General features: G+C 58.0%; 16 protein-coding genes. 4 read left to right on the plus strand and 12 right to left on the minus strand.

The window, feature by feature from the left end; genetic code table 11:
• Positions 1–224: 224 nt before the first annotated feature.
• On the minus strand, positions 225–1,244 hold the full coding sequence (locus tag HH216_RS16315) for a hypothetical protein (RefSeq protein WP_169551765.1): 1,020 nt from the start codon (positions 1,242–1,244) through the stop codon (positions 225–227).
• 300 nt (positions 1,245–1,544) lie between these two features.
• Here HH216_RS16315 and corA point away from each other — a divergent pair, with 300 nt between their 5' ends.
• Entirely contained in the window at positions 1,545–2,666 is a 1,122-nt protein-coding gene (gene corA, locus HH216_RS16320; protein ID WP_169551766.1) for a magnesium/cobalt transporter CorA, read from the plus strand.
• 15 nt (positions 2,667–2,681) lie between these two features.
• Positions 2,682–5,135 (plus strand): bifunctional UDP-N-acetylmuramoyl-tripeptide:D-alanyl-D-alanine ligase/alanine racemase, encoded by a 2,454-nt coding sequence (locus tag HH216_RS16325; RefSeq protein WP_169551767.1) that lies wholly within the window; start codon positions 2,682–2,684, stop codon positions 5,133–5,135.
• Between the two features lie 87 nt (positions 5,136–5,222).
• Here the strand turns inward: HH216_RS16325 and HH216_RS16330 are convergent, their stop codons facing one another.
• On the minus strand, positions 5,223–5,783 hold the full coding sequence (locus HH216_RS16330; RefSeq protein ID WP_169551768.1) for a Uma2 family endonuclease: 561 nt from the start codon (positions 5,781–5,783) through the stop codon (positions 5,223–5,225).
• 215 nt (positions 5,784–5,998) lie between these two features.
• Here HH216_RS16330 and HH216_RS16335 point away from each other — a divergent pair, with 215 nt between their 5' ends.
• The gene (locus HH216_RS16335; protein WP_169551769.1) at positions 5,999–6,529 is read left to right on the plus strand and encodes a DinB family protein; all 531 of its coding nucleotides are present in this window, start codon (positions 5,999–6,001) and stop codon (positions 6,527–6,529) included.
• Between the two features lie 81 nt (positions 6,530–6,610).
• On the opposite strand, the gene HH216_RS16340 is transcribed toward HH216_RS16335, so the two are convergent.
• From HH216_RS16340 to HH216_RS16350, 4 genes are read right to left on the minus strand one after another with little or no spacing between them, the layout of a single operon-like run.
• Positions 6,611–7,279 carry a hypothetical protein gene (locus HH216_RS16340; protein WP_169551770.1) on the minus strand — a complete coding sequence of 223 codons (669 nt, stop codon included), beginning with the start codon at positions 7,277–7,279 and terminating at the stop codon, positions 6,611–6,613.
• A gap of 29 nt (positions 7,280–7,308) precedes the next feature.
• The gene (locus HH216_RS16345; protein ID WP_254448838.1) at positions 7,309–8,223 is read right to left on the minus strand and encodes a PLP-dependent cysteine synthase family protein; all 915 of its coding nucleotides are present in this window, start codon (positions 8,221–8,223) and stop codon (positions 7,309–7,311) included.
• Positions 8,220–8,378: a hypothetical protein gene (locus HH216_RS26070; RefSeq protein ID WP_254448467.1), complete on the minus strand. Its 159-nt coding sequence runs from the start codon at positions 8,376–8,378 to the stop codon at positions 8,220–8,222. The genes HH216_RS16345 and HH216_RS26070 overlap by 4 nt, the downstream gene beginning before the upstream one ends.
• Before the next feature lie 35 nt (positions 8,379–8,413).
• A complete protein-coding gene (locus HH216_RS16350) occupies positions 8,414–9,640 on the minus strand; it encodes a THUMP-like domain-containing protein (protein ID WP_169551771.1) in 1,227 nt (408 codons plus the stop codon).
• Positions 9,641–9,748: 108 nt separating this feature from the next.
• On the opposite strand from HH216_RS16350, the gene HH216_RS16355 reads away from it, so the two are divergent.
• Complete coding sequence (locus tag HH216_RS16355; protein ID WP_169551772.1) at positions 9,749–11,350, plus strand: SulP family inorganic anion transporter; 1,602 nt, start codon at positions 9,749–9,751, stop codon at positions 11,348–11,350.
• Positions 11,351–11,414: 64 nt separating this feature from the next.
• Here HH216_RS16355 and HH216_RS16360 read toward each other — a convergent pair whose 3' ends face one another.
• From HH216_RS16360 to HH216_RS16385, 6 genes are all read right to left on the minus strand, one after another.
• Positions 11,415–12,551 (minus strand): acyltransferase family protein, encoded by a 1,137-nt coding sequence (locus tag HH216_RS16360; RefSeq protein ID WP_169551773.1) that lies wholly within the window; start codon positions 12,549–12,551, stop codon positions 11,415–11,417.
• 40 nt (positions 12,552–12,591) lie between these two features.
• Entirely contained in the window at positions 12,592–12,963 is a 372-nt protein-coding gene (locus HH216_RS16365) for a DUF1304 domain-containing protein (RefSeq protein WP_169551774.1), read from the minus strand.
• A 62-nt stretch (positions 12,964–13,025) separates the two neighbouring features.
• Positions 13,026–14,270 carry a hypothetical protein gene (locus HH216_RS16370; RefSeq protein WP_169551775.1) on the minus strand — a complete coding sequence of 415 codons (1,245 nt, stop codon included), beginning with the start codon at positions 14,268–14,270 and terminating at the stop codon, positions 13,026–13,028.
• Between the two features lie 339 nt (positions 14,271–14,609).
• On the minus strand, positions 14,610–16,262 hold the full coding sequence (locus tag HH216_RS16375) for a hypothetical protein (RefSeq protein WP_169551776.1): 1,653 nt from the start codon (positions 16,260–16,262) through the stop codon (positions 14,610–14,612).
• Positions 16,263–16,265: 3 nt separating this feature from the next.
• Positions 16,266–18,494, minus strand: a complete 2,229-nt coding sequence (locus HH216_RS16380; RefSeq protein WP_169551777.1) for a hypothetical protein — start codon at positions 18,492–18,494, stop codon at positions 16,266–16,268.
• Entirely contained in the window at positions 18,491–19,675 is a 1,185-nt protein-coding gene (locus tag HH216_RS16385; protein WP_169551778.1) for a BatA domain-containing protein, read from the minus strand. The genes HH216_RS16380 and HH216_RS16385 overlap by 4 nt, the downstream gene beginning before the upstream one ends.
• Between the last annotated feature and the right edge of the window lie 196 nt (positions 19,676–19,871).

Raw genomic sequence — 19,871 nt, forward strand, 5'->3', positions numbered from 1 at the left:
TTTCCGTATAAGAAACGCACAGACCGTTTATACCCGGCCACAGCCGCCCTGAGCGGGGATTTATTTACGCAAACGTTTGACTTGGTGAGGACCGCGCGGGATCGAGTTGGGGCAAACAAAAAAAGGCCGCACCAGATGGTGCGGCCAGGATCGATTCTATTCGTGTAGGTGGTGGTGATAGTGCGTCGACGCTATGTCGACGCAATGCCATGAGGCCAGTCAGCCTAGCCGTGGGTTTCTTTCGTATCGGTACCCAGCTTAGCACCGTAGCCCGACGCAATGATACCCAGCAACAGACCGAAGAAACCAAAGATGGCCCCCTTCGACGCGGCCGATGCAGCACCGTCAGCCACCTGCCGGGTTTTTGCTTCGGCTTCCTTCTTCGTCTCTTCAAACTTAGCGGCAGCCTGCTTGTAGGTGTTGATCCAGTTGTCGACGATCTGCTCCGACTCGGCCCGGCTCTTGCCCGTCCGCTTCATCACGACGTTAACAGCATCATCCCGGTCGACCTGGTTTACCGTTGCCTGACCCTGCTTGAACAGCTTGTCGAACAGACCACCAGCGAGATCGTCGGCTGCCTGTGGGTTTTCAGCCGCCTGCTTACCAGCCGATTCCGCCTGATTGCCAGCCTGCTCAGCCTTACGCTCCAGCCGGTCAGGGTTGAGGGCCGGATTTCCGGTTTGGCGCAGGACTTTATCGACTTCACCGCGCAGATCTTTCAGGTCGATGTTGTCGAGATTAATGCCGTTCTCTTTCAGTTGGCCTTTAACCACCTGACCCAGTTCTGGACCAGCGGCCGACGCTACCGAACCTGCTGCCGACCCTGCCGTGCGGACGATTCCGCCTACCAGCCGTCCGGCGCCACCGATGAGGCTACCGATCGTCGTAGTCAGGAAATAGATGGTCAGCAAGGTTACCAGTGCCCAGGTCAGTACGCCGTGGATGATGCCGTCGAAGGGGCGGGGCGAACTCGCCAGCCGACCCGCTACCCAGCCGCCAGCCAGCAACGACAGCAGGCTGCTGATGATGTACCAGATGGCCGTACCGGTACCCAGCCCGGCCGTGGGGTTCTGCTCTTCCATCGGGTCGATGGTGCCTAAGCCGATGCCCAGACCGAGCAGCGAAAGCAGCAATTGCAGGACGATTGCGATCAGCACACCGGCGAAGACGGCGCTCCAGGAAATTCGTTTGACGAAGCCAGCCCGGCCATAGGCGGGGTTTGGGTAGAGTGGTTCACGTTCCATTTTTGTACGGATTGTTGGTGAATTGTTGAGTAAAAAAACTAAGTAATTGCTTGTGTGAATTAGTAAACGAACCGTGTACAGCTCATTTTGTTACAAGATGAGGTGGAGTTTTATACATTGATAATCAGTAAACATTTCTATCGGGTGACTAGGGTAAAACTATTTTTATTACTTAGGTAATGGCGGGGTAAGGCCGTCTTGCCCGGTGGTCGTTGGGGTGAATTGCACGTGGTTCGCCCCCTATCCCTGTGTTCGACGTATCTTTGTGAGCAGACCATCCACTGACCGTCTGTCCGCTTTATGACCAAACGCCGACGTATGCGTTCGGCCGAGAAAACGCTCGGCACCTCGCCCGGTACGCTGACTTACGTTGGCGACGATATTCAGCACGCGACCCGAATCAAACGCATCGATTACAATACGGATACGTATCATATCGATGACAACAGCAAGCTCAGTCAGTGCCAGCCCCCCGACGAGCAGGCGCCGGTTATTCACTGGGTCGACGTCGATGGGATTCACGAACCGCAGGTGGTGTCGGGTATCGGGCAGCGGTATCACCTCCACCCGCTGCTGCTGGAAGACGTCGTCAATACGGACCAGAAACCCAAAATCGACTTCTACGATGAGATGACCGATACCAGCCCGAGCCCGATGCCGGGGAGCGGGCCGGTGATCTTCGTGACGTTGAAGATGCTGCACCACCACCGGGCGCAGCCAGATGTCGACATGGAGCACGTCAGTCTGGTGCTGGGCCGTAATTTTCTGGTATCGTTTCAGGAAGAGCGTACAAAGGATATTTTCGAGCCGGTGATCGACCGGATTAAGGCGTCGGCGGGCAAGACCCGGCGCAGCGGCCCCGATTACCTGCTCTACGCCCTGCTGGACCTGATTGTCGACCATTACCTGGTGCTGACCGAGTACATTGGCGAGCGTATGGATAAGCTGGAGGAGGTGATCGTGAAGGAGCGGGCCGGGCAGCAGACCCTAACCGAACTGTACAACCTCAAGCGCGAGCTGGCCCACATGCGCCGGGTTGTGAACCCCACGCGCGACATCGTGGGGGCGCTGCTGCGCGAAGACTCGGAACTGATAAAACCGACGACGATACCGTACCTGCGCGACCTGGCCGACCACATCAACCAGACCCTCGAAACGCTCGACGCGTACCGGGAAGGCGTGTCGGGACTGATGGACGTGTACTACTCCATCGTGAACAACCGCATGAACACCGTGATGAAAACGCTGACCATCGTCTCGGCGATTTTCATTCCACTGACGTTTATCGTGGGTGTTTACGGGATGAATTTCGAGTTTATGCCCGAACTGAAGTCCCCGCACGGGTATTTCTACGTCTGGGGGCTGATGATCCTTATCGCCATCGGCGAAGTAATTTATTTCAAACGGCGCGGCTGGATGTAGCGACGCGTCCTGTTTATGACTACCCTTTCAACCCAACACATCCGTCCGCGCTGGCTGACCGATTCCCGGCAGGCTACCGGCGACAATAGCCAATCAGTGTTCTTTGCCATTCGGGGGGAACACCACGACGGCCACGCGTTCATCGGCAACCTCTATGACCGGGGTGTCCGGCAGTTTGTGATCGAACGCAGTGCGCTGACACCCGACCGACGCGCCGAACTGACGCGTTACGCCGATGCGGAATTTATTGAAGTCGACAGCAGTCTGACACTGTTGCAGCAACTGGCCACCGAGCACCGGCGCTTGTTTCCGCTGCCCGTCATCGGCATTACGGGCAGCAACGGCAAGACCATCGTGAAGGAATGGCTGGCGCAGCTGCTGGCCGACGACTACGTGATTGCCAAAAGCCCGCGCAGCTACAACTCGCAGCTGGGCGTGCCGCTGTCGGTGCGCGAACTGGGCGAGCGCCATACGCTGGGCATCTTTGAAGCGGGCATTTCGCGGCCCCACGAGATGCAGACGCTGGAGCCGATTATTCAGCCGACCATCGGCATTTTTACTAACATCGGCCCGGCGCACGACGAAGGGTTTCGGAGTCGGAAACAGAAGATTGCCGAAAAACTGCGCCTGTTCGTCCATGCCGACACGCTGATTTACTGCGCCGATCAGACTGACGTTGCCGACGAGGTCAGGATGCTGCTCAAAGCCGTAAATCCCGGCATCCGGCTCGTAACCTGGTCGCTCAATGGCAACGACGCGACCTACCGCGCTACGCTGACCGGCACCCGGCTGACCCTGACGGCGGTCAAGGTCGAACGCCCTGCGATTGAGGTAGATGTTCCATTTACGGATGCGGCATCGGTCGAAAACCTGCTGCACTGTCTGGTGGCGGTACAAACGATTCATCCGCTGACGGCCTCGACCCTCGACCGGCGGCTGAAACGGTTGCGCCCGGTGTCGATGCGGCTGGAACAGAAAGAAGGTATCGGCAACAGCGTGTTGATCGACGATTCGTACAGCAACGACCTCGCCGGGCTGCAACTGGCGCTGCGGTTTATGAATCAGCAGCGGAGCCGCGACCGGCGCGTGCTGATTCTGTCGGACGTGCTGCAATCGGGCCTGCCCGACGACGACCTGTACGCGCAGATTGCCGATCAGGTGCACAACGCCGAAATCAGTTTGTTTGTGGGCGTCGGTCCCGTCTTGAGTCGCCACCGCGATCTGTTCCCGCCCGACAGCCTGTTCTACGAATCGACGGCGCAGTGGCTGGCCGAGTTTCCGGTCGATCGGGTGCACGAAAGCGTGGTGCTGGTAAAGGGCGCGCGGACGTATGCGTTCGAGCAGATCGTCAACCGGCTGCAACGCAAAGTACACGGCACCCGGCTTGAAATTGACCTCGACGCGCTGACGCACAACCTCAACTACTACCGGGAAAAGGTTGGTCCGGCCACGAAAATCATGGTGATGGTCAAGGCGTTTGCCTACGGTAGCGGGAGTGCCGAAGTGGCGCAGCTGCTGCAATACCACCGCGTCGATTACCTGGCCGTGGCCTACGCCGACGAGGGCGTGACACTCCGGCAAAACGGCGTGACGCTGCCGATTATGGTGATGAACCCGTCGCCCGAAACCTTCCCGGTGCTACTCGATTACCAGCTACAGCCCGAACTCTACAGTCAGTCGCTACTGACCGACTGGGGGCGTTTTGCCGGAGAAAGTAAGGGTGACGTACCGCCGATTCACCTGAAAATTGATACGGGTATGCACCGGTTGGGCTTCTTGGAAAGCGAACTGCCCGCCCTGATCGATTACCTGACGGCGCACCCTACATTGCACGTAGAAACCGTATTCAGCCACCTCGCCGGGGCCGACGAAGCGCAGTTCAACAACTTCTCAACGCAGCAGTACGACACGTTTATCCGCTGTACGGACGCGCTCCAAACCGGACTCGGCTACCTCCCGACGCGCCACCTGCTCAATTCGGCGGGGATCGTACGTTTTCCGAATTTTCGGCTCGATATGGTCCGGCTGGGTATCGGTCTGTACGGCGTTGAGTCGAGCGGCATTGAGTCGTCGGCAGTGCGGCCGGTCGGAACCCTCAAAACGGTGGTAAGTCAGGTGAAGACCATTCCGGTAGGGGAGTCGGTGGGGTACAGCCGCAGCGGGCAGCTCAACCATACGGCGCAGATTGCCACTATCGCCATCGGGTACGCCGACGGCTTCGACCGGCGGCTGGGGAACGGCGTCGGCGCGGTCTGGATCAACGGGCATCGCTGCCCCACGGTCGGCAACGTCTGCATGGACATGACGATGGTCGACGCGACGAATGTGCCGGTCGTAGCTGGCGATGATGCCGTCATCTTCGGCCCCGACCAGCCCATCAGCGGCCTGGCGAAGCAAATCGGCACCATCCCCTACGAAATCCTGACCGGCGTCAGCGAGCGCGTCAAACGGGTGTTTTTTAAGGAGTAGTTTAAGGTTTACAGTTCAATGTTTAACGTTGGCTGCCGCGAGCCGTGTAGCTAACGTTAAACATTGAACCACAAACCTTAAACCATCTTAACTGGCTGGTACAGAAGGTGCAAACAGTGTGTTGACGCTGATAGTGAAGTCGGGGAGAACGGGGCTAGCCATACAAAAATCGTAGTCGAGGCAGATCGTGACTTGCTTGCGGGACGTGTAGACGTACACGACCTCGTGTTCGGGTAGAATGCTCCAGACGACCTGTACGCCTGCTTTGAAGTACTCCGCAATCTTTTCTTCGATTCGATAGGCCAGATCGCTTTCCGAAATAACTTCAATGACGAATGCCGGAATAACGTCTTCGCCGTTTCGGCCAGCCTGTATTTGATCTTTGGTAAAATAAGCAATATCAGGCCGACGCATCTGAATGGTTGTCAGCATGACATCGGGTTCAGCCATGAGCGTACCAATCGTATAATACCCCTTCTCGATGAAAAGGGTGTTGAGTACGTCGTAGATGTAGTATTGCTTTTTCTTCATGCCTGAAAATCGGATCAGTTCCCCGTCGTTCCACTCGTATTTAAAACCGTCCGTCGGTTCCCAGTCGAGAAACTGGTCGAGTGTATGTGGAAGTGCCGCCGATGTTGTCTGAATCATAGCGTTGCTGTTTGCTTACGAACATACGAAAAACGCCCGGTAAAACGGCGTCGTTCGATAGGGGTAATCTTTCTTGTTGAAAGACTGTCCCAAACCACTCACATCGTTTGCCTGGAATCTTTGTCTGTGCTACGTCGGCGGTTCTGTGGATAGGGCAGGTTGCCAGCGTCGAAATTACCCCGCACCTTTGCTGCTGTGTAACCAACCAATCGACTATGAAGAAAACTACCCTTATTTCGATGATTGCCCTGCTGTTGGGCTTCGTTCAGTTTGCACAGGCGCAGACCACGGACGAGACAGTAAAAGAGTGGGAGCGGGCCAAAGCCTACACCAAAGAATACCTGGACGCGATGCCCGAAGCGGGTTACGCGCTCAAGCCCACACCGGAGATGCGGTCCTTCGCCGAACAGATGCTTCACCTGGCTGGTGCCAACTACGGATTTGGAGCGGGAGCCACCGGCCAGAAAAGTCCCGATGGCATGGGCGAACTGGAAAAAGCGACGACCGACAAATCGAAGGCTAACATCACCAAACTGGTGCTGGCCAGTTACGATTTCGTTATTGACGGGGTGAAGAAAATGACGCCCGCGCAACTGGCGGAGCAAACGAAACTGTTCGGCCGCTTCGAGATGACGAAGGCAACGGCCCTTGCCAAAGCGTTTGAGCATCAGACGCACCACCGCGGGCAAACGACGGTGTACATTCGGCTGGCTGGTGCCAAACCACCCCAGGAGAAGTTGTTCTAACAATCAGTTCTGGGCCTACCGTTTACAGCACTTCGTTGCACGATGGCTGTAAACGGTAGGCCCGTGTAGTACAAATGGGTCTTACGGCTTCTTTGCCTTTACCGCTTCGACGTTTGTTTTGCGGTTTTCGAGTTCGGTGAGAGCGCTGGCCTGCTCGGTTTTGTTTATTTCCACGTCCTTTGTGAGTTGTTCGAGCTGTTTGGCGTTTTCGTCCAGCCGTTTCAGCAGCCGCTCCTTTTCCTTGCCGTTCTGCTCAATGTCGCGTTGCAGCCGTTCCCCCGCCCGGACCGATTTCTGATGGGTCTGCTGCGCGTCGTTGAACCCGCCCTCCGCCGTGCGTACCTCCTGATTGTACTGGCTCTGGCTGGCGAACGTTTTCAGCATGCTTTCGGCCGCTGAGTACCCCGGCGCTCCGGTCGTGACGAAGTTGCCGCCCCCCAGATCATACGCCACAAAGATCGTGGCCTGGTTGCGCGACGTTTTGACCGTACTCATCAGGTTGATTGGCTCTGACGACACGTCTTTAACATCCGCGTTCGTGACGCGGTACGTACCCCGCGACGAGGTGAGCCGTCCGTAGCTTTTTAGCTGATTTTCCCAGTCTTTTTCGATCTGCCGACCGTCGCCGGGTACGGTCAGAAACAGGCCCTGCGCTTTTGTTTTGTCAATGGTGCTTTCGCCCGAATAAACGGTCTGAGCCAGTAACGCGCCGGGTAGGGCGCAGAGCAATAAAAACAGGTAGTTGCGCATAGCGGTGGTTAGTTTGAGTTGAAACAGTACTAAAAGACGCCCGGCCGGTTCATGGTCAGTCGGCTGATAGGGCGGTAATCGGTAAACTGAATGTCGGGCGAGACGTAGCCGGGTTTAATCGGTTCGGCCTTCACCAGATCGGTGCTCAGGTACTTCTTGTTGCTGTCGCACAGAATCGTTACGACGCGGGCATCTGGCCCCATCTCGCGTTGCAGGTTGATCGCCCCGATCAGGTTGGCTCCCGATGAAATGCCCACCGCCAGACCGAGGTGAATCGCCAGTTGCTGCGCCATCAGAATCGAGTCGCCGTCGCTGGCCTGCACTACCTTGTCAAGTTCGCCCAGTTTGAGAATGTCGGGAATAAACTCATCGAAAAAGCCCTGAATCCGGTGCGTACCGGTCTTGTAACCCACCGACAGCGTCGGCGACTCAGCCGGTTCGAGCGGGTGAATCCGAATGTCAGCCCGGCGCGATTTGAGGTAACGACCCACACCCATCACCGTGCCGCCCGTTCCGACGCCCGCCACGAACGCATCAGGCGTAATGTCGACGCTTTGCAGTTGCAGCCAGATTTCCTTGCCCGTCGTCAGGCGGTGGGCTTCGGCGTTGTACTGATTGGCAAACTGGCGCGGCAGAAATACCGTCGGGTCGCTGGCGGCCAACTCTTCTGACCGGCGAATGGCCCCCAGAAAACCGCCTTCCTCTTTAGTGAACAAGACAATGTCGGCCCCCAGACTGCGGATAATATCGATCCGCTCCTGACTGATACCGGCGGGCATGATGATCGTAACGGGGTGACCGAGTGCGCGCCCCACGGCGGCAAACGCAATGCCCGAACTGCCGCTGGTCGCTTCCACAATGCGGTTGCCCGGCTGAATATGCCCCTGCTGATAAGCCTGATGCAGCACGTGCAGTGCCATCCGGTCTTTCATGCTGCCCGTCAGATTGTAGTGCTCGCACTTGACGTAGAGCGAGCGCGGTGCCCCCGGTCGGTGTAGAACAGTTCGAGCATGGGCGTATTGCCGACCAGATGCCAGAGGTGTTCAAACTTCTCGCTCGTCCGGGCGGGGAGATCAGTACGTTCGGTGGTTGCTTGCATGCTGATGAGTAAAGTGCCTCAACGAAGGTGGTGACTTAATCGATAGCCAACGCAGAATCAACCGGCTGGGGTTCCGTCGACTTATCGACTTTGTGGGTAATAATCAATCGTTTGTCGCCGTTCAGCAGGGTCGTGGCGAACAGATACGCGTCGCCCCCGTCGCGCAGGCTGAGCTTCCTGCGTAATTCGGCCACCGTTTGCGGAAAGTTGCGTACGGCCAGATTTGCCTTCAAACCGGGCAACACAGCTTGCAGTGACTTGCGATCGGGCTTTACGAGCTGGTCCACCCGAAACGCCCGGCCCGGCACGCCCGACACCAATTGCTCACTGGTGTACAAATGACTATTTGGTGCCAGTTTGGTTAATCCAAACCGACTGGCGAGCAGCCGGAACGCCCCCGCTTTCAGTACGGCCGCGTTGGGTTCGTAGAGGTAAGCCTGCGGATCACCGAACGGGGCAATTGCCTGCTCCTCGTCGGTCAGCGTAAATCGCAGCGTCTCATCGTGAGTGGCCAGTCGGTTGACGGCTACGAACGTGGGGTCGGTGGTCGGTGGCGTGGTATGATCGACGATAAGCAGCACCTCTTTGACTTCGCCCTGTACCGCTACGATGTGGATCTCCGCTGGACCAAGCTGCCGGATCGTTTGTTTTAGGTCGATCATGGGCGATACTTTCAGCAATAGCTTCCGGCTTTTCTGCGCCAGTTGAGACAGCAACGTCAGCACGTTGGGCTCGTATTCATCCAGCAATACGACCTTACCACCCCGCTCGTCGCGCCGGTGTGGGTCCAGGTAAATCCAGTCAGCAGGTTCGGTCAGCGTATCCAGAAAAACCAGCCCGTCGCCCGTCTCGACCTGTACGTTGGTTGCGCCCAGTTGGGCCAGATTGTAGGCGGCCAGTTCCACCAGTTCGGCGTTGCGCTCGACATACACGACCGAACCCACGCTGCCCGCGAAAGCCCAGGTGTCGACCCCCATACCACCCGTCAGATCGAGCAGTTGCCCCCCGCTCACCAGCGATGCCTTGTACTGCGCCGTGGCTTCCGACGACGCCTGTTCAACCGACAGGGCAGGCGGAAACACCAGGCTGGCATTGGCGTACCAGGCCGGGAGTTTGGACCGGGCTTTTTGCCGGGCCGCGATCTGAGCCGCCAGCACCCGCACGTCGGACCCGGCCGAATGTGGCCGTAGCAATAGCGCGGCAACGTCGTCGGTTAGGTGCTGCTGGATGAATAGTCGGTCAGTTTCGGATAGGATTTTCACTGGGAATAGTAGTAAAAATAGTATGTCTCTTAATCTGGATTTAATTTTACTGCGTAGGCGACCAAGTGTTGAGTCGACTATACCCACCAAAACTTGTATCTTACTGACATGCAACGCATTAGTCCACTTCGTACTTTATCAAACTACCGGCTGTCGCTGCTGCGCTACGACCTGCCCGCCGGGGTATCGGTTTTCCTCGTCGCCCTGCCGCTCTGCCTGGGTATTGCGCTGGCGTCGGGCGCACCGCTGTTTTCCGGCTTACTGGCTGGTATCATCGGCGGTATCGTGGTTGGCTTTTTTTCGGGGTCGGAGGTAAGCGTCAGCGGCCCGGCGGCAGGGCTGGCCGTCATCGTGGCCGATTCTATCGCAAAAGTAGGGTCTTACGAAGCATTTCTGGCGGCCGTGGTGCTGGCGGGTGTCATGCAACTGATATTGGGGCTGCTCCGGGCGGGTCGGTTCAGCAGCTTTTTCCCCGACAGTGTCATCAAGGGAATGCTCTCGGCCATCGGTATTGTTATCATTCTCAAGCAGATACCCCACGCGCTCGGCCGCGACAATGACTACGAAGGTGAGTTTGAGTTTCAGCAACTGGCCGACGGCGAAAATACGATTTCGGAAATCTACCGGGCCATCGTTACGGCGAGTCCGGGAGCACTGCTGATCAGTGGGGTGTCGCTGGCGTTACTGATTGGCTGGGACCGGCTGGCGGGGCGCAGTACACGCTCGTTTTTCAAAAATATTCCATCGGCACTGCTGGTCGTTGTCGTGGGTGTGCTGCTCAACGAGTCGTTTCCGTACTGGATGCCCGACTGGTACCTGGGCGATACGGCGCATCAGCACATGGTACAGGTGCCGCAACTGACGCGGGGGCAGTCGCTGACGTCGGTCCTTGATTTTCCCAACTTCAGCGTCCTGCGGGATGCGAAGATTTACGGCGTCGCGGCTACGATTGCGATGGTGGCGAGCCTGGAAACACTGCTCAATCTGGAAGCCTCCGACCGGCTCGACACGGCCCGGCGCGTTTCGTCGACCAATCAGGAGTTAAAGGCGCAGGGTATCGGCAATATTATTTCGGGGCTGCTGGGCGGGTTGCCCGTTACGTCGGTGGTTGTCAGAACGTCGGCCAACATCTACGGTGGGTCGCGCACCCGCGTGTCGGCCATAACCCACGGCGTGCTGCTGCTGGTAGCCGTGGGGCTGGGTACGGCCCTGCTCAATCGTATTCCGCTGGCGTGTCTGGCCGCGCTGCTGATCGTGGTCGGCTATAAACTGGCCAAACCCGCGATCTTCCGGTCGATTTATGCCGAAGGCTGGAGTCAGTTCGTGCCGTTCATCGTCACCGTCGCAGGTATCGTTTTTACCGACCTGCTGCTGGGTGTAGCGCTGGGGGCCGTATTCGGCATTGGCTTCGTACTGTACACCAATACCGAACGGACGTTCCGCGTCGTGCGCGACAATCGGAGTGTGCTGATTATGTTCGAGAAAGACGTATCGTTTCTGAACAAGCCGCAGCTCAAGGAAGCTCTCGGTAACCTGCAACCCGGCGATCAGGTCATTGTCGACGGTAGTAAATCGCCCTTCATCGACCACGATATCCAAACCATGCTGTACGACTACCGGGAAACGGCGCGGGTGCAGGGTATCGGCTACGAACTTCGCAACGTGGCGCCCGCCCTGCGTCGCGGCTCCCGCAAGCCGCTGGTGGCCTAAAAAACAGCACCGTCAGGTAACGGACTGGCTACCTGACGGTGCGTGGTTAGCTACCTGGCGAATCCTACTTCTGGCTACGCAGCAGCCGTTTTGCCAGTAATTTTCGCACAGGTTCATCGTACCATTTCAGGCACAAAAAAGCCAACAGCACGGAGCCGATAACGAGCGTAAGCGCGCCGGGAAACGACTGCGCGAAGGTGAGGTTTTCGTTCTTGACCCAGGCATAGTACAGGTAAATAAATGGGTAATGTACCATGTAGAGCGGGTAAGAAATATCGCCTAGAAATTTGCAGGCCCGGATAGTCGTTCTAGAGGTCGTTTTTTCTGAAGCACCCAGGTAAACGAGCAGGGGAAACACAACGACGACGCAGAACGTGTCGTACAAACCATTCATCCACAGCGTTTCAGGACCGCCGATTCGGGGTATTGCGGCTAAAACAACGATAGTCAGACCACCGATCCAGAAGATACCCCTGACGTCGACAGGCTTGAACAGACGAGCAAGCAGTAGCCCTGCTGAGAAGGAAAACAACAGCCGTAAGAAGCCGCCGATAAGGTTTTCGTCCGTCAGGGCAAAGCCAACGCATATATCGCCAAGCGGCCCCCAAATGGCGAATGCGGCTAACCCGCCCCCCGCCAGTACTACCAGAAGAGCGAGCGCGCCGGTAGAAAGTGTACGTAGAATGAATGCATACAGAACATTACCAATGTATTCGAAGAGCAATGACCAGGTCGGGCCGTTCAGCGGAAACATCTCACCAACGCCACGAATTTCAAAGCCGGGCGCTGCCGGAATCAGACAGGCATTGATACAGGTCGCTATCAGCAGCATAGGTACAGACACTGCCGAGACATCCCAGGTGGCGCAGCCCTGAAAATAGAACATGACCGCCCCAATAATGGCCCCGATGACGACCATGGGGTGCAAACGAATGAAACGACGCTTGATAAATTCCTGTATGGTCATCGTTTGCCACCGGTCGTCGTAAGCGTAGCCAACAACAAATCCGGACAGGATAAAAAAGAAATCGACAGCCAGATAGCCGTGATTGATTTTCTGGTCTAAATGACTGGTTGCGAACGCTTCGAACAAGTGAAAACAGACAACGGTCAGAGCCGCTATGCCACGCAGTCCGTCGAGTATGTGGTAGTGCGGTTTTGTATCCGCAAATGCGTTAGCAGAGAGTTCGTTTTTCGACATTGATCGTAACGTTGATAGCACGCGCTGGTAAGGTCTGTTCCTAAACGGAATGGGTAATCAGCACGAACAGCAACGCAATCAGGGCTGGTAGCGCCTGCACAAAAAAGATGGATCGCTGGGCGGTGAGCGCCCCGTAGACACCCGCCACGATTACGCAGCCCAGAAAAAACGTAGCGACGTTGGTGTGCCACTGCGGATCGGTGATGAGCAGCGACCAGATCAGCCCAGCCGCCAGAAAACCATTGTACAGCCCCTGATTTGCAGCCAGTGCTTTCGTTGGCTCGAACAGTTCCGCTGGTAGTGATTTGAACGTCTGGCGGCCACGGGTGGTCCAGGCAAACATCTCCAGCCAGAGGATGTACAGATGCTCCAGCGCCACGAGGGCAATCAGGATGGTGGAAAGTAACTGCATGGAGGTATCGTTTGGGGGAATAGAATCCGCGAAAGTAGCAGATTCGCCAGAAAACCCGACCCTCACCTAAACCCAAACAGCAGGGGGAATACAAACGTAACAATAGCACTCCAGACGCTATAAGCGGGCAAAAAGACGGTCATTGCCCGATTGACCCGCGACAGATCCGTTTGCCGGGCGATGGTCTGCCAGAGCCGGACGCCCACAACCAGCAGATGCGCCAGTATCAGCAGGTTGCTTCCCAGAACCGCCGTCCGGTTGGGCGTAAAGCCCCATTCACTGATGCGGAACAGGATAGCCGACAACGCGATACTGTTGATCAGCACCGTCACGATTGACAGCAGCAGTAAAATCAGGAGTTGAATCAGGCCGGGGCGTTCGACGTTGGTGCCGGTGAGGGAAAAGAAAATCAGGGCCATCACGCCGATTAGCAGGGCATTGAACAACAGTAGGAACTCCCGGTCGTGGTACGGGTCTTTGCCCGATGCCAGCATCGCGACGAGGTAGATCAGCAGTATGACGAGCACGACCGGCGTAAAAAGCCGCGCAATAACCGGCGACACCAGCCCGACCAAAGTTGGTTGTACTTGCGTAAGAAACGTAGCCACGACAGGCACCATCGCCAGCCCGCAGACCACGATGTAGTTGAAATAGGCGTCAGCGATATTCCAGCCGATTAGTCTGAACAGATTGATCGTCAGGGCGCTTGTCAGCCCACCAGCGATAAGCAGCAACGCCGACATCACCGCCAGATCGCCGTTGTAGCGCAGAAAGCCCAGCCCGTCGGCGCGTTTCCCGAACGTACCTCCGCCAAACGCAAACCCCAGCAGCGACCACAGCCACAGCGGACTATACAGGCAGGCTAAAACCAGCGTGTCGCTGGTCCGGCTTTGGGGAAGCAGGTTGATGTAGACCACGCTCAACCCGACAAGCCCGGCCAGCCAGATGCCTGTTCGGCGGGAAACGTTAGTTTTCCGGGCGAAATAGATCAGCAGCACCGGAAAGACGATGAAGCCCACGTTGCGCGAATAGAAGCGCTCGTTGTCGAGCGAAAACAGAGCGGGCAGTTTAGCCAGAAAAGCCGCTATGAGCGATGCCAGCAGCACAAACGTCCGGTCACGGGCGGCTCCCCAGCCCGACAGGTCGCGGCTGTACGTTAGTCGCTGATGCCACGCTTCCGCCAGTACGCTGCCCTGCATCTGCGGGTACAGCGATTCGAAGGCAGTTTTGAACATCGGTTTGTCGGTGCGATACAGGTGCTCCAGTTGCCGGGGATTGTCCAGATTCAGCAGAATATCGTCGCGCATATCGATTAAATTAAAAGTACTTTGTGTTGCAAAGTTGAATAAAAAATCACGCGACGCAACTGTTGCCGAAGAAAATTTCTGTGGTGTAGCCCAGACCGGTCCGCCGTCGCGGGACCCCGTCCGGTGGGCGATAGGCCAATTGGTTCAGGGTTGGTCGCTTTGTTGGTCGCTGGCGCGCCCGCCCACACCTGGAAGGTGTAGCCGACAACGTGTAGCCTGGACCGGCCACCGCGCTAGGTTCGGGTGCCCGTCAGGGCAACTATGCAAGGCGAATGCTAACAGGCCGCTTCGCGTCCACCCGAACGTGGCCGGGCCGACGCTTCGGGGTCCAGGCTACACTCAGCCGAGTTTAGGCTCTAGCCAGAGTGCGGTGAAACAGAGCAGGATAAGCGCGAACCAGGCCCAGTCGGGTAGTTGCGCGGCCGGTGGCGAAGCCGGGGCTACGGCGGTCGATTGGAACTGCTGATGTGCCAGTACAAAACGAGCCGTCAGGGCGCGGCTGGCCAATGGATCGTCAGGTCGGGCGGGGTCGACGTAGAGGGCGAGGGAATCCTGCACCGGTTGCCAACCCGCCGTTGAAAACAGCCCACGCCCCGATGCCGATTGCGCGTTCAGCGGAGAATCCGTCAGGCGAAGCGTGTCGGGGCCGACGCGTAGGGTGGGTAGTCGGCGGGTGGGATTGTTGATGACGACGGTTTGCTGAAACCCCTGTATCAGCGGTGCGTCGACCTGCACTTCGTCTGGTTGCGGTCCTGACAGGCGGGCTAATACGGCGGTCCACAGCCGGGCGTAGGTCAGGCTGTCGCCACTGAGCGCGAGGGGATATGTTTCGCTCAACAGACTAACACCGACGCGTCCTGCCTGGGTTGTTCCGGCGGTTTGCTGTACGAAGACCGGGAAGCCGGTTACGGCAAATTGACTAAGGTTGTCGGCGAAGCGGTAGGGGAGTGCGGTCAGGCCGTTGCTGATCGGTGCCTGTGGGTCGGCAGCTGTTCGGCGAACCTGCCAGCGACTACCGGTTGCCTGATTGATCGTCCGGCTGTCGACGTCGGGGTTGGTCAGGTTGATGAACAGTACCGCCCGCCCGTCGGCCACGGCTTTGCGAATCTGTGGATTCCCCGCGTTGTCAGGTTCGGTGATGAGCAGATCGGGCGTTTTGGCGGCTTTGGTCGTCGGTTTGTTGATGCTGACGCTGCTGCTGATGTCTTTAGACAGCGTGGCCGATACCGTTACCGTGTGCCCCTGCCGACCCAGCCAGTTTGCCAGCGTTTTGCTTTCCACGTCGGGGCTGGTAAGCAGAAAATGTACTGTCAGTGGAGCGATGGGACGGCTGAAAAAACGGAGCGTATCGAGCACGTTATCGCCCAGCACTAGTTCGACACTGCTTTTACCCCGCGCAAACGCCGGAAACTGAAGCGCGAACGGCTGCGTACCAGCGGGCAGATTCAGGCTGTCGAGGGTTTTGTTTCCGTAGCGAAGCCGCAACGGCTGCGCTGTCGATGCGTTGACCAGCCCCGTTACGCGCTGAATTTCACCCTGTCGCAACACGGCTTTCCAACTCAGTCGTGCCAATTCGTCGGGTGCGCTGTAAGGTACCTGCCGCAGGGCCGACGCACTCAACCGCGCCAGCGTTGCCACCCGAAATCGATTGCCGACCAGCGTAACGGAGTCGTAGGAGCCGGTGAGCGTTCGGCTGGTAAATCGGTCGGGCAGGTTGAGGCTGTCCTGTACGCGCCGGGCTACCGACGTGGGTACGTCGTCGCCCACCAGCAGCACCTGCGTAGTGGGTTTGGCGACGGGCCAGCGGGGTTGCAGCAGGTAGGCCAGCAGCACCAGCCACAGCAGCCCGTTCAGGCCCAGCCGTACCGATTTGCGGGTGGCAGAAAGCGACGTGTTACGAAGAATTAGCCAGCCCTGCACGATCAGCAGAACGGCCAGCGCCAGCAGGCTAAACCAGGTAAGCGGGTCGGCCCAGTTGAGAGTTAGTTGCATAAGTTAGCGGGCGTGTCGCCAGAAGGCCTGCCGCAGCGACCGGTCGCTGACGTACGACGGCCCCGTGCGTTCCGACGCGCCGGTAAGGGCGTAGAGTTTCGTTTTCAGGCTTGTTTTCTCAGTATCGGTCAGCGTTTTGCCACCCACCAGCTTTTGAAGCGTCGCCAGTATCGACCAGTTGGCCAGGCCGCTGTTGATGGTCCGGCTGGCCAGCGCGTTACCCAGTTGGCGGGCCTGCTGCCGTTGCGACACGCTGAGCGACGGCTGATCGAGCGCCCCCAGAACCCCGGCTACCAGCGCGCCAATCTGCTGTTGAGTATACTGCCGAGTCTGCGTAAACGCGTTGGTTACGTTCTTAAATTCGCCCGTCAGCCGGGTTTCTTTTTCCTTCGTTTCGGGCGGAGTGAAGCCGGTTTTGCGGACGTACGAACGCGCTTTCTGCTGCGACAGCTTGAGGTATTTTAAGGCTTCCTGCTCGTAGGGCAGGGCTTTTTCGGGTTCGTAGAGCCGCAACTGCAATTCCGACTGCCACATATTTTCGAGGGCCATCTTCAGCAGTGACCGCGTCGATTGTTCGTGGAAGGTGTTGGTTTCGGCATCGTCGTGGTTGTGGGTATATTGGGCGATCAGTGCGGCCAGCGGGTCCTGATTCTCGTCGGCATGACCACCCCCGCCGTGGTTGTGTCCGTCGTCGTGGTTGTGCGCCGGGGCAGCCGTGTGTTCGTGTTCGCCCTCGTCGTGCTTGTGTGTGTACGATTCTACGACTGACTCTAGCGAACTTCCTTCTTTAGCTCCTGCCCCCGGGGGCGCACCGTCGGCCCCGATTTTGTTCTCAAACTCCTCGCCCAGAAACTGACCGTAGCGCAGCCGCAGGGCTTTCTGATCGAAGCCAATCTCGTTCGACTGACTGTTCAGGGCCTTCGGGGCCATTCTTTTACGCCCGGCAATCAGCTTTTCGGTGTCGATGATAATCTGCCGCTGACTACGGAAATAGTCGGGCATAACGTTCATCGCCATCGTGGCTAGTTCGCTGTCGTCGACCTTTGTCGTGTCTTTGTAAACCAGAAAATAGGTGTCCGACTTCGTGAAATTTGGGTCAGGACGGCGGTTGTCGAAAGCCGACCAATAGTAGTACAGTTCGTCGCCGGGGGCAAAGTCCAGCGCGCGTAAGTCCAGTGTTTTGGTCAGGCGGGCGTCGCGGAAGTTGGTGGGCGTGAGCGGCATCTTCACTTCCCGAAACTTGATATTCTCGCCCGATCCGCGCGCTATCGTCGCTACCAGAAATGCCTGCGACACGGCGAAATCGTCGGACACGCGCGCAGCCACGGTTAGCGTTTTTGGGTCTTTGAGGTAGTGATAGCGGTACAGCTCTTTGCTTGTCGGTTCAATCTTGGGTGCCAGATCGGGCCGGGCATCCAGCCGGTAAAAGTCCGATTGGTAGACGACGGAATCGCGTTTGCTGTCTGATTGCCAGTACGCTTTTATCGCGTACAGACCGGAGTTGATTAGCTTATCCTGATACGCAAAACGGTCAGCCGTGAGCCGAAACGACAATTCCTGCCCGCGACTGTTGACCAGCCGGAGCGCCAGCCGCCGGGTATCGTTGAACCGCACTGTCCACGTCAACACGGAACCCACGATGCCCGACGCGTTCAGATTAGCCGAACGAGTTTCGGGCAGGTTGGTGTAGGCAGGGGGCTGCACTTGTACCTGCGCCGATACAAACGTTGGGGCCGGGGTGGGATGGGTGGTGCTGTCAATCAACACCGTCGCTGTGGTTCGGTTAGGAGAAGACTGCGTACGACGGGTCAATTGAGGATACAGCCCGTAGACGAGCAGCCCGACCAGCAGCGCCAGACTATACGGGACCATGTTTGCCCACACGACCGTCGGTGGTTGGACGTGCTGTGCCCGTTGACTCAACCGGTCGAGCTGGAGTTCTTCGGCCAGATTGAGGTGCGGCTTGGTCAGCAGGGGCAGACTGTATTCGGTGTCGCCGATAGACTGGTGAATGAGTTGAATCGCCTGCGGCTTCTTGTTCTGATACAGCCGTTTGACATAGACGCCCAGCCCGAAACCCGCCAGTCCGGCGAGCAGCGGCCACGCGAGGGGTACCGGCACGAAGGCCGCAACCAGTAGATAACCCGCCCCCGCCAGCATCAGACTACCGAGCAGGGCGTTGGCATACAGTTGGTACGTAACCGACGAGATGAGCCGTTTGAGTTCGTTCATGCGTTTTTGGTCAGTGCGATGCCGCGTTCGAGAATAACCAGACCCACGAAAACCAGGAAGAAGACCTGTTGCCAGTTGGTCGATGCCTGCTTCGGCGTCGGCTGACCGGTCGTGAACAGGCCCCGTATTTCTGGTTGGGTCAACGGAGCCGGGGGCGTGTTCAGGTCGAATTGCGCCAGCAACTGCGTACCCAGCCATTCGGGTAGCTGCCCCGTTTCGACCCGCTCCGAGGTCGTGGGCGTCAGGACTTCATTCGTATAGATAACGTTGGCCGCGCTGACAGGCTGGCGTCCGGGCGAAACAATGTACCGCGTCGATGTGCTGCGTTGGGCGGGAAGCTGATCGGTCAGCACCCAGGTGTACACGCGGCCGGGCGAGGATCGGTTGTCGATCTGGAAAGCGATGCCGTACACGTCGGTCAGGGCCGCGAGAGCCGCCCGTACCGTTTGTTTTTCCCGCTCATTCCGGTAGCTAACCAGCGTCGGGATTGGTCCGGTGTGGGCGGGCGCGGTTGCCAGCCGCACCGACGCGTCGGGCGTGGCGGTGCTGACCAGCCTACCCACCCGGTTGATGTACAGCCGTCGGTTGTCCTTGACCAGTAGGAACGGCCGGGGCTGCTGATTCGAATCGACAAGGGTATGCAGGGCAAAGCGATCGGGTACGGCGATGGTTGGTACGGTCGCCAGCGTCGGTGTATTGGTTGCGTACAGGTGCAGGTTGATAGGTTGGGTGCTTAGCTGCGTGATGGCCGTTTGCAGCGTCAGCGGGTTGTATTCGGCCTGATCGGGGGGCGTCAGTGCCGATGACACAGTCGACAGGGCAGGGGTGGCCCAGACAACGCGCTCGTTGCGTTTGATAGCTTCGCTTAACTCGAACCGGAAGTTATCGACCACAGCCGCCGACGGCTGAACGAGGTGGACCGGCTGCACGACGGGCGGTTTCTGGAACAGGTGCATTACCGGCTGCGCCAGTAACACCGCCAGCGACACGACCAGCAGGCAGCGCAGCAGCATCAGCCATACATTGTCGAGCCGGAGGCCGCGACTTTGCTGTTGTTGCTTTTCTTCGAGCCACAGCGTAGCCGCCCAGGGCAACAGCTTCCCCTGTTTCCGGTGCCAGAAATGGATGGCAATCGGCACAACGACCGCCAGTGCGCCCCACAGCATATATGGCTCGTTCATTGAGGGTTCAAGGTTTGTGGTTTAACGTTTAAGGTTTACAGTTTACGCCAGCCACCGTGGCGCGGTTCGTCGCACGGTGGCTGGCGCGTGCGTGTAGCCTGGACGTCCACGTCCGGGTGGACGCGAAGCGGCCAAAAAGCTGCCGCCATGAATAATTGCCCTGACGGGCACCCGGACGTGGACCGCACCGGCGGAC

This window comes from Spirosoma rhododendri, assembly GCF_012849055.1.
In the GTDB taxonomy this organism is placed as follows: domain Bacteria; phylum Bacteroidota; class Bacteroidia; order Cytophagales; family Spirosomataceae; genus Spirosoma; species Spirosoma rhododendri.

What these genes read in the sequence shown, in the direction of transcription:
- HH216_RS16365 (WP_169551774.1), bottom strand. Translation starts at nt 12,963, where the DNA reads ATGCAGTTACTTTCCACCATCCTGATTGCCCTCGTGGCGCTGGAGCAT.
- HH216_RS16380 (WP_169551777.1), bottom strand. Translation starts at nt 18,494, where the DNA reads ATGAACGAACTCAAACGGCTCATCTCGTCGGTTACGTACCAACTGTAT.
- HH216_RS16360 (WP_169551773.1), bottom strand. Translation starts at nt 12,551, where the DNA reads ATGTCGAAAAACGAACTCTCTGCTAACGCATTTGCGGATACAAAACCG.
- HH216_RS16385 (WP_169551778.1), bottom strand. Translation starts at nt 19,675, where the DNA reads ATGAACGAGCCATATATGCTGTGGGGCGCACTGGCGGTCGTTGTGCCG.
- corA (WP_169551766.1), top strand. Translation starts at nt 1,545, where the DNA reads ATGACCAAACGCCGACGTATGCGTTCGGCCGAGAAAACGCTCGGCACC.
- HH216_RS16355 (WP_169551772.1), top strand. Translation starts at nt 9,749, where the DNA reads ATGCAACGCATTAGTCCACTTCGTACTTTATCAAACTACCGGCTGTCG.
- HH216_RS16315 (WP_169551765.1), bottom strand. Translation starts at nt 1,244, where the DNA reads ATGGAACGTGAACCACTCTACCCAAACCCCGCCTATGGCCGGGCTGGC.
- HH216_RS16370 (WP_169551775.1), bottom strand. Translation starts at nt 14,270, where the DNA reads ATGCGCGACGATATTCTGCTGAATCTGGACAATCCCCGGCAACTGGAG.
- HH216_RS16325 (WP_169551767.1), top strand. Translation starts at nt 2,682, where the DNA reads ATGACTACCCTTTCAACCCAACACATCCGTCCGCGCTGGCTGACCGAT.
- HH216_RS16330 (WP_169551768.1), bottom strand. Translation starts at nt 5,783, where the DNA reads ATGATTCAGACAACATCGGCGGCACTTCCACATACACTCGACCAGTTT.
- HH216_RS16335 (WP_169551769.1), top strand. Translation starts at nt 5,999, where the DNA reads ATGAAGAAAACTACCCTTATTTCGATGATTGCCCTGCTGTTGGGCTTC.
- HH216_RS16340 (WP_169551770.1), bottom strand. Translation starts at nt 7,279, where the DNA reads ATGCGCAACTACCTGTTTTTATTGCTCTGCGCCCTACCCGGCGCGTTA.
- HH216_RS26070 (WP_254448467.1), bottom strand. Translation starts at nt 8,378, where the DNA reads ATGCAAGCAACCACCGAACGTACTGATCTCCCCGCCCGGACGAGCGAG.
- HH216_RS16375 (WP_169551776.1), bottom strand. Translation starts at nt 16,262, where the DNA reads ATGCAACTAACTCTCAACTGGGCCGACCCGCTTACCTGGTTTAGCCTG.